Source organism: Aquimarina megaterium XH134 (assembly GCF_000520975.1).
Lineage (GTDB): Bacteria > Bacteroidota > Bacteroidia > Flavobacteriales > Flavobacteriaceae > Aquimarina > Aquimarina megaterium.
Genome location: NZ_JACB01000067.1, coordinates 33965 through 43658, shown reverse-complemented (window position 1 = coordinate 43658; position 9694 = coordinate 33965). Strand labels below are relative to the sequence as shown.

The 9694-nt window shown below is 33.9% G+C and carries 7 protein-coding genes; 3 read left to right on the top strand and 4 right to left on the bottom strand.

Features of this window, described 5'->3' with window-relative positions:
• The 4 genes from leuB to Z053_RS0126250 all read right to left on the bottom strand — a co-directional run.
• Positions 1 to 1080: 3-isopropylmalate dehydrogenase (leuB, locus tag Z053_RS0126265; protein WP_025667937.1), on the bottom strand; the 1080-nt coding region annotated here is incomplete at its 3' end.
• Positions 1081 to 1182: 102 nt separating this feature from the next.
• A complete protein-coding gene (gene leuD, locus Z053_RS0126260; RefSeq protein ID WP_025667936.1) occupies positions 1183 to 1770 on the bottom strand; it encodes a 3-isopropylmalate dehydratase small subunit in 588 nt (195 codons plus the stop codon).
• Between the two features lie 2 nt (positions 1771 to 1772).
• The gene (leuC, locus tag Z053_RS0126255; RefSeq protein ID WP_025667935.1) at positions 1773 to 3155 is read right to left on the bottom strand and encodes a 3-isopropylmalate dehydratase large subunit; all 1383 of its coding nucleotides are present in this window, start codon (positions 3153 to 3155) and stop codon (positions 1773 to 1775) included.
• Positions 3156 to 3209: 54 nt separating this feature from the next.
• Entirely contained in the window at positions 3210 to 4379 is a 1170-nt protein-coding gene (locus Z053_RS0126250; RefSeq protein WP_025667934.1) for a 2-isopropylmalate synthase, read from the bottom strand.
• A 208-nt stretch (positions 4380 to 4587) separates the two neighbouring features.
• On the opposite strand from Z053_RS0126250, the gene Z053_RS0126245 reads away from it, so the two are divergent.
• From Z053_RS0126245 to Z053_RS0126235, 3 genes are all read left to right on the top strand, one after another.
• Positions 4588 to 6132, top strand: coding sequence for a class I SAM-dependent methyltransferase (locus tag Z053_RS0126245; RefSeq protein ID WP_025667933.1), 1545 nt, complete (start codon positions 4588 to 4590; stop codon positions 6130 to 6132).
• Between the two features lie 187 nt (positions 6133 to 6319).
• Positions 6320 to 8818: a T9SS type B sorting domain-containing protein gene (locus Z053_RS0126240; protein WP_025667932.1), complete on the top strand. Its 2499-nt coding sequence runs from the start codon at positions 6320 to 6322 to the stop codon at positions 8816 to 8818.
• A gap of 54 nt (positions 8819 to 8872) precedes the next feature.
• A complete protein-coding gene (locus Z053_RS0126235; protein ID WP_025667931.1) occupies positions 8873 to 9682 on the top strand; it encodes a DMT family transporter in 810 nt (269 codons plus the stop codon).
• The last annotated feature ends 12 nt before the right edge of the window (positions 9683 to 9694 follow it).

Genomic DNA, 9694 nt, shown 5'->3' with positions numbered 1-9694 from the left:
AAAATTGATATTAGAATCCTCGGGATTTAATATGTAATCAGCAATAAAATCTCCTACTTTTTCTGTGGTAAGTGGGTTACTAGGATTTAGATCAGAAGTAGTAAGATTTAACTCTAACGCTTTTTCTACAGCATCTCTAATTGCATTGGCTTCTCCTAATAAATTAAAATGCTCTAATAACATAGCGGCAGATAATATAGCGGCAATTGGATTAGCTATTCCTTTTCCTGTTGCCTGCGGATAAGATCCATGTATAGGCTCAAACATACAGCATGTATTTCCAATAGAAGCAGATGCTAAGAGACCAATAGATCCACCAATCACACTAGCTTCGTCAGAAATAATATCACCAAACATGTTTTCGGTAAGAATTACATCAAACTGACTAGGGTTGAGTATCATTTGCATTGCAGCATTATCAACAAATAAAAAGTCTAAGGTTACATCGCTATAGGCTACAGCGATTTCGGTAACTACTTTTCTCCATAAGCGAGATGATTCTAATACATTGGCTTTATCTACAAGAGTAAGTTTTTTTCTTCGCTTTTGTGCTGCTTTAAATGCCAAATGAGCGATACGTTCGATTTCTTCTCTAGAATATTCGCAAAGATCAGAAGCAACGTTACCATCATCGCTTAATTCTTTTTTACCAAAATAGATACCACCAGTTAACTCACGATAGATAGAAATATCTGTTCCTTCGATAATCTCACGTTTAAGAGGTGATTTGTCGATTAAAGTAGAATAGGCCTTTACAGGACGAATATTAGCATAGAGCCCAAGTTCTTTTCGTAATTTTAATAGACCTTGTTCGGGACGAACCGGAGCACTAGGGTCGTTGTCATATTTTGGAGCACCAATTGCGCCAAACAAAACAGCATCTGTTTGTACACAGAGTTCTAAGGTTTCATCTGGTAATGGGGTTCCGGTTTTGTCAATGGCAATAGCACCTACTAATCCTTCTTTAAAAATAAAGGAATGATCAAAGTTATGTGCGATTGCCTCTAATGCTTTTATAGCCTGTGCGGTCACTTCTGGGCCAATACCGTCTCCTGATAATACTGCGATATCTAATTTCATAAGTTTATTCTTTTTGTCACACTAAACTTGTCGAAGTGTTTTTTTGTTCTTGATTGTAGTTTATAAGACTTCGACCAGCTCTGCCTGACAACTTATATGTATTTATATTCTTTCGTTTTCAAATTCTTCTATTTCTGCTTTATTACTGATTAAAAAATCAATGTCATCATAACCATTCATAAGGCAGGTTTTTTTGTACGGGTTAATCTCAAAAGTTGAAGAAGAACCAGTAGCGAGAATGGTAATTTTCTGAGCTTCAAGATCTACTTCAATTTGCGTATTAGCATCTTTTTCAATTTCATTAAATAAGTCTTGTAGGTATTCTGGAGTTACCTGAATGGGTAATACTCCGTTATTAAGAGCGTTTCCTTTAAAAATGTCAGCAAAAAAACTAGATATCACTACTTTAAAACCATAGTCATTAATTGCCCATGCGGCATGTTCTCTACTAGATCCGCATCCAAAGTTATCTCCTGCTACTAATATTTTACCTTTATAAGTAGTATCATTCAATACAAAATCATGATTTATACTTCCATTTTTATGAAAGCGCCAATCTCTAAATAAATTTTCTCCAAATCCTTCGCGACTAGTAGCTTTTAAAAACCGTGCAGGAATGATTTGATCTGTATCTACATTTTCTATAGATAATGGTATAGCAGAGGATGTTAGTTTAGTAAACTTATCCATAATTAATTTAATTGTTTAGTAATATCAATAATTTTTCCTTCTATAGCTGTAGCTGCAGCAACTAGAGGGCTTGCTAAAATTGTTCTTGCACCTTGTCCTTGTCGTCCTTCAAAATTTCGATTAGAAGTAGATACGCAATATTCTCCTTCCGGAATTTTATCATCGTTCATTGCCAGACATGCAGAGCATCCAGGCTGTCGTAATTGAAATCCAGCGTTTTCAAAAACATCTTTTAATCCTTCTTCAACGATTTGCTGTGCTACGAGTTGCGATCCCGGAACAAACCAAGCAGTTACATTGTTGGCCTTTTTCTTACCTTTAATATAGTTTGCAGCAATTCTAAAATCTTCGATTCTACTATTGGTACAGCTTCCTATAAAAACATAATTTACTTCTTGATCTACGAGAGATTGTCCTTTCTCAAAATTCATATAAGCTAATGATTTTTCGAATGAAGCATTATCTTCTACAGGTATATTTTCTGATATTTTGATTCCCATTCCTGGATTTGTACCATAAGTAATCATGGGTTCTATATCCGATGCATCAAAATGATACTCTTTATCGAATACCGCATCTTTATCTGTAGGTAATGTTTTCCAGTAGGCAACTTTTTTGTCGAATTCGACCCCTTTAGGCGCAAATTCTTTGCCTTTGATATATTCAAAAGTAGTTTCATCTGGGGCAATCATTCCTCCTCGGGCACCCATTTCGATACTCATATTACAGACAGTCATTCTGCCTTCCATTGACATATCTTCAAATACATTACCAGCATATTCACAAAAATATCCAGTACCGGCATTAGTACCAAGTTTTGCGATCACATATAAAATTACATCTTTTGGTAATACGCCAGGTTTTAACTGCCCATTTACATTAACTCTAAGGCTTTTTGGTTTTTGAAGCAGTAAACACTGACTGGCAAATACCTGTGCTACCTGACTGGTTCCTATACCAAAAGCAATGGTTCCGAATGCACCGTGTGTAGAAGTATGGCTATCACCACAAACCATAGTCATTCCAGGTTGTGTAATACCTAATTCTGGTGCCATTACATGAACAATACCATTATATTTATGACCAAGGCCATATAATGTAATTTCATTTTTCTCACAATTTTTGGTAAGCTGCTCGAGTTGATTTCTGGATAATGCATCTTTAACAGGAAGATGTTGGTCTTCTGTAGGCGTATTATGATCTGCAGTAGCTACAATTTGATCGGGTCTAAAAACAGGAATCCCACGTTGTTCTAATTCTCCAAATGCTTGTGGGCTGGTAACCTCATGAATTAGATGTTTATCAATATATAATATTTGTGGGCCGTCTTGTATCTCTTTGACTACATGCGCATCCCATACTTTGTCAAATAAAGTTTTCTTCATATGTATATAAAACACCTACACAAAAATAATGCTTTTGTAGGCTTTTAGTATTATTTATGCTACTACAGTAGCTACATTAGTATTTTTCATAATTTGATGAATATCTTCATCGATAACTTCTTTCTTACGATCAGCAAATTTCAAAAATTCTGAATAAACATCATCTAATTGAAGTTTAGATAATTCGTAACCAACTTTTTTGGCTCTATAAGCTAGTGCAGCTCTACCGCTTCTGGCGGTAAGTACAATAGCAGACTCTGTAACTCCAACTTCCTCGGGATCAATAATTTCATAAGTCTCCCGATTTTTAATTACTCCGTCCTGGTGTATTCCCGAACTATGAGCAAAAGCATTAGCTCCGACAATTGCTTTATTAGGTTGTACCATCATACCCATATGATCAGATACCATTTGGCTGGTACTGTATAATAATTTAGAATCAATATCGGTATTTAGATTTAAATACGGATGTTGTTTCATAATCATAACTACTTCTTCTAGAGATGTATTGCCTGCACGTTCACCGATACCATTAATTGTACATTCAATTTGTCGAGCACCATTAATTGCTCCTGCGATAGAATTTGCAGTAGCAAGGCCTAAATCATTATGACAGTGGCAAGAAATAATAACATTATCTATACCTTTTACATTTTCTTTAAGGTATTTAATTTTAGCACCGTATTCTTCTGGCAAACAATACCCGGTTGTATCAGGAATATTAAGTACAGTTGCACCAGCTTTGATCATAGCTTCGCATACACGAGCTAAAAATTCATTATCAGTTCTCCCGGCGTCTTCTGCAAAAAACTCAACATCCTCTACAAAGGATTTTGCATATTTAACTGCAGCAACTCCTTTTTCTATTACCTTATCTTGTGTAGAATTAAATTTATATTTAATATGAGACTCAGAAGTACCTATACCTGTATGGATTCTAGGTCTTTTTGCATAACTTAAAGCTTCTGCAGCAACCTTAATATCTTTTTCTACAGCTCTGGTTAATCCACATACAGTTGCATTTTTTACGATTTTGGCTATTTCACTTACCGAAGTAAAATCTCCTGGGCTCGAAACAGGGAATCCTGCTTCTATAATATCTACACCCAAAAGATCGAGTTGTTCTGCAATAACTAGTTTCTGTTGCGTATTTAATTTACATCCAGGGACCTGTTCTCCGTCTCTTAATGTGGTATCGAATATTTGAACTTTATTATTACTCATAGAAATACAGTGAATTTGACTTTTAGTGTTATCTATAAAAACATCATTATTTTAAAATATTCTTAAAAGATGTTTCTTTAATCTCTTACGAATTTATATTTTGGGAATTCAAAAAGGAAGTATTTGATTACTGATTTTACAATGCTAAAATCTTTTAATTAAAACATAACTATTTTTAAATCAGTTAATTATATTATATTTTCATACAATGACTAATGACCAAAAAGATCCATTGTTTGTTTTAGTGAAGTCACTTTCTAAATCAGAAAAACGACAATTTAAGGTATATGTAGGACGATTAGGAGTAAACACAGATTCAAAATTTCTAGCTCTTTTTAATCATTTGGATAAACACGATACTCTGGATGAAGATCTTATTGTTTCAAAAGGAATTGTAAAAAAACAACAATTTTCTAATCTTAAAGCTCATTTATATAAACAAATATTAATTAGTTTAAGACTAAGCCCATTACATCAAAATACTCGATCACAAATACGAGAACAATTAGATTTTGCCTCTATATTATATCATAAAGGACTATATAAGCAAAGCCTTAAGGTATTAGATAAAGCCAAAACCCTGGCTATGGAAAATGAAGAGCATAATATTGCTTATGAAATTGTAGAGTTTGAAAAAATTATAGAAACGCAATATATAACCAGAAGTATCAATAGTAGGGCAGATGAGCTAACGGTAGAAGCCAAGATGTTAAGTATGAAAAACGTGTTGACTAGTAGGTTGTCTAATTTATCTCTTCAGTTGTATGGTTTGATGCTTAAAAGTGGTTATGTAAGAAACGATAAAGAACATCAGGAAATTACTAATTATTTTAATGGGAAACTGCCAAAATATGAATGGAATATGTTAGGGTTTAGAGAAAAACTTTGGCTATATAAAGCTCATCTGTGGTATAGTTTTATTGTTCAGGATTTTTTATCGTGTTATAAATATTCGAAGAAATGGTTGGATTTATTTTATGAGCACCCAAAAATGATTGTTCAAAATCCTGTTTTTTTTCTTAGAGGAAATCACTATTTATTAGAGTCTTTGTATCTCATAAAAGATAAAACACAATTAAGATCAACTTTGCAAGAATTCGAAAATAGAATTACCGATCTTACTTTTCCTAAAGATGATAATATAGAAGTTTTATCTTTTCAATTTATTTATAACAATAAGTTGAATGTTCATTTTTTAGAAGGAAGTTTTGACGAAGGAGAGTATTTGGTAGAAGAGATTCTTAGCGGAATATCAGAATTTAAAAATCGTTTGGATGATCATCATATAATGGTACTTTATTATAAGATTGGGTGTTTATATTTTGGAATGGCAAATCATCGAAAATGTATTGAATACCTATCCAAAATTATTAATAATAAATCTTTGAAGATGAGAGAAGACTTGATGTGCTTCTCCAGAGTACTAAGTTTGGTAGCTCATTATGAAGCTGGGATGGATTATCATTTAGAAACCCAACTAAAAGAGACTTATCGGTTTTTAATAAAAATGAATGACCTACATGAAGTACAAAAAGAAATGATCAAATTTCTTAAAAACCTTGGAGATATTTACCCTCACCAAATTAAAGAGGAGTTTAGAAAACTTCATAAAAGATTAAAACAGTATGAAGATCACCCTTATGAAAAGAGAGCTTTTTTGTATTTGGATATTCTTTCATGGCTCGAAAGCAATATTGAAGGGAGACCTGTTGCAGATATAATAAAGGAGAAAGCAAAAGGGCTAATAAGGTAACTTAAATTTTTATAAAGAGCTGAAAGTTAATTAGTATTTTATATCTTTCGTCCTTTGAAAAATAATTGGAATACTTTATAGAATTAAAATACGAGTATTTTAGTTTCTAATATGCAACTTTGAAACTTTCTCTGTAAGAATAAGAAATAGAGCATATGAGGTATATTCCATTTAATAGTAAGTCGTAATGAATTTATGGATACCGAAAAGCTCTACTGCAAAAAGAGTTTTTTATATTTGTTTTTTTACCGTATTATCTATCAATGCTCAGATAACGGTAGATGATAACTCTTTCACTGTAGAGCAGTTGGTAGAAGATGTTTTGATAGATAGCCCTTGTGCAACGGTAGAAAATATTTCTTCTTTTACTGGAACCAATTTTGGATTTAATGGTATAGGTTATTTTGAATCTAATAATTCTGGTTTTGAGATTGATAGAGGAGTCATTTTAAGTACAGGTAATGCAAGAAGCGCAATTGGCCCAAACGGACCGATTGCATTGTCTGAAGGTGATAACTCGGGATGGGGTGGTGATAGTGATTTGGGATCAGTGACTAGCACAGTTAATTTACATAATGCCAGTTATATCCAATTTGATTTTGTACCAACCATAGATTTTATAAGTTTTGACTTCTTGTTTGCTTCAGAAGAGTATACAGAAGCTTTTCCTTGTACATTTTCTGATGTTTTTGCTTTTATCCTTACCGATTCATCTGGAAATTCTAGAAACTTAGCGGTTGTGCCGGGTACAAATATTCCTATTAAAGTTACTACAGTTAATGAAGGAGTAGATTTAAATAATGATGGAGATTTTGTTGATGTGATTAACCAGGTTTCAGAATGTCCTCCAAGAAACCCAAATTTCTATAATAGAACAATTCGGCCGGGAAGTGCTGCTCCTATAGATTTTAATGGGTATACAAAAGTATTGACAGCCGAAGGAAGCGTAGTGGTTGGTGAGCGATATACAATTAAATTAGTGATTGCAGAACATCGAGATGGACAATTTGATTCTGCGGTATTTCTAGCCGCCGGAAGTTTTAATATTGGAGGAGATTTGGGAGAAGACAGAACATTAGCGTCTGGTAACCCGGGATGTCTTGGAGTACCAATTACCCTAAACGCTACAGTAGGAAATAACCCTACCTATACCTGGAGAAAAAATGGAGCTCCTTTAGCAGCAGGTGACGGAACAACGCTTATAGCAGGAGGTGCTCAATTAGAGGTTACGCAAAATGGAGTGTATAGTGTAGAAGTAAATATTGCTAACGGATGTTCATCATCAGACTCTATTAATGTTGAATTTGTTCCTCCTCCAAATGTTTTGAATTCGGTACAGCTTCTGCAATGTGATGATGATATCGATGGCTTTTCATTGTTCAATTTATCTGAAGCAAATTCTTTGATATCTACTAATGCTGCAAATGAGACTTTTTCATATTATTTAACAGAACAGCAAGCTATTAGAGGGGATTCTGCAGATCAGATCACCAATTTTACAGCATACCCTAATCCAATTGTACAAAACAGTGTGGTGTATGCCAGAGTAGAATCTATAACAGATTGTTTTAGAACATCAAGAATTGATCTCGAAGTCTCATCAACTCAAATTCCGGCTAATTTTAATCTTACATATACAGCATGTGAGGCAAACGATGTTGACCCTACAGATGGGGTTGCATCATTTGATTTTAGTGATGCTACTCCTCAAATAATTCAGTTATACCCTGGTGGTCAAAATTTAACAATTAGGTATTACGAAAACCAGGCAGATGCGTTATCCGAACAAAATGAGATAACCGATATCTCTAACTATAGAAATAATTCATCTCCTTTTAGAGCTACGCTATATGTAAGAGTAGAGAATAGTGCGGCGAATTCCTGTCTAGGATTAGGAGAGCATATTACTTTAATAGTTAACCCTTTTGAACCTATTACGTTTGAAGATGAGTATACATTATGTTTAGAAAGAGATGGGCAAGTACTTAATCTGGCGCCCGAAGATCGTATAGAAACTGGATTAAAGCCTTCAGATTATACGTTTCAATGGTATACAGGGACTGCTCCTGTAGCAGGAAACGAAATACCAGGAGAAGTAGATACTTCTTTTTTGCCAGATACTCCCGGGCAGTATAGTGTATTAGCTACAAGTATAATTACAGGATGTGAAATATCAAAAAGTACAACGGTAGTAACCTCTTATCCTCCAGAAAGTATTACGGCAGAATTGCTATCGGGAGCTTTTTCTGATAATGCCACTATTGAAGTTACAGTCGTCGGAAATGGAACATATGAATTTAGAATAGATAATAGAGAATGGCAAGCGTCTAATATTTTTACGGGAGTTTCAAGAGGAGAGCATACCGTATTTGTAAGAGATTTGCGTATGTGTGATGAACTAGAATCTAAAGTAGAAGTAGTAGTAGACTATCCAAAGTATTTTACACCTAACGGAGATGGATTTCATGACTCTTGGGGAATCACAGGAAGTACAAATGTTATAATAACTCAGATTCTAATTTTTAATAGATTTGGTAAACTCTTAAAAGACCTTGGTGCAAACGGTAACTGGGATGGAACATATAGCGGAAAACAATTGCCAGCAAGTGATTATTGGTTTAAAGTGCGTTATATTGAAAATGGTGTACCAAAAGTATTTAATTCTAATTTCTCACTAATTCGATAAACCTTGTCAAAAAGTAACCAACACTTAAGAAACATACTCGAGTTAAATTTTGCTATGTTGCTCATTAGTACCTCGGGGGTATTAGGAAGACATATCGATATGCCTGTACCGGTTATTATTGGTTATAGAGCTATATTAGCGGCGTGCATATTATTCTTGTTTTGTAAATGGAAAAAGATATCATTTAGAATTGATACTAAGGATCGTATTCCCATTCTTGTGGGAGGGATGCTTATGGGGCTACATTGGATCACTTATTTTTATGCTCTAAAAATGTCAAATGTGGCTATTGGTATGTTATCTTTGTTTACTTACCCAGTCATTACGGCTTTACTAGAGCCTTTGGTGTTAAAAGTTAAATTTCAGAAAATGCATTTGATGCTGGGAGTACTTGTCCTAGTAGGAATTTATTTTTTGGTTCCGGATTTTAGTATAGAAAATACGTATGCTAAAGCTGTTGCCATGGGAGTATTTTCGGCACTATGTTATGCTCTTCGAAATCTAATCATGAAAACAAAAGTTAGTAATTATCATGGTTCTATGTTAATGTGGTATCAATTAATAATAATGGTAGTACTGTTATCGCCTGCCTTATTTATTATGGATAGCTCGGGCATTATTAGCCAATTTCCTTTTGTTTTGATTTTAGCCTTGTTAACTACTGCAATAGGCCATACCTTGTTTTTATATAGTTTTAAACGATTTTCTGCAACAACGGCTAGTATTATTGGTAGTATCCAACCGGTATATGGTATTATTCTTGGAATCATTTTTTTAAGAGAAGTACCTGTACTTTCTACGGTTATTGGAGGTATTTTGATTTTAACATCTGTAGTGATCGAAAGTATACGAACTTACAAATAGTTAAACGGTAAT

Bases quoted from the DNA above. Each gene is read 5' to 3' on its own strand.
- leuD (WP_025667936.1), bottom strand. From the start codon at position 1,770: ATGGATAAGTTTACTAAACTAACATCCTCTGCTATACCATTATCTATA.
- leuC (WP_025667935.1), bottom strand. From the start codon at position 3,155: ATGAAGAAAACTTTATTTGACAAAGTATGGGATGCGCATGTAGTCAAA.
- Z053_RS0126250 (WP_025667934.1), bottom strand. From the start codon at position 4,379: ATGAGTAATAATAAAGTTCAAATATTCGATACCACATTAAGAGACGGA.
- Z053_RS0126245 (WP_025667933.1), top strand. From the start codon at position 4,588: ATGACTAATGACCAAAAAGATCCATTGTTTGTTTTAGTGAAGTCACTT.
- Z053_RS0126240 (WP_025667932.1), top strand. From the start codon at position 6,320: ATGAATTTATGGATACCGAAAAGCTCTACTGCAAAAAGAGTTTTTTAT.
- Z053_RS0126235 (WP_025667931.1), top strand. From the start codon at position 8,873: ATGTTGCTCATTAGTACCTCGGGGGTATTAGGAAGACATATCGATATG.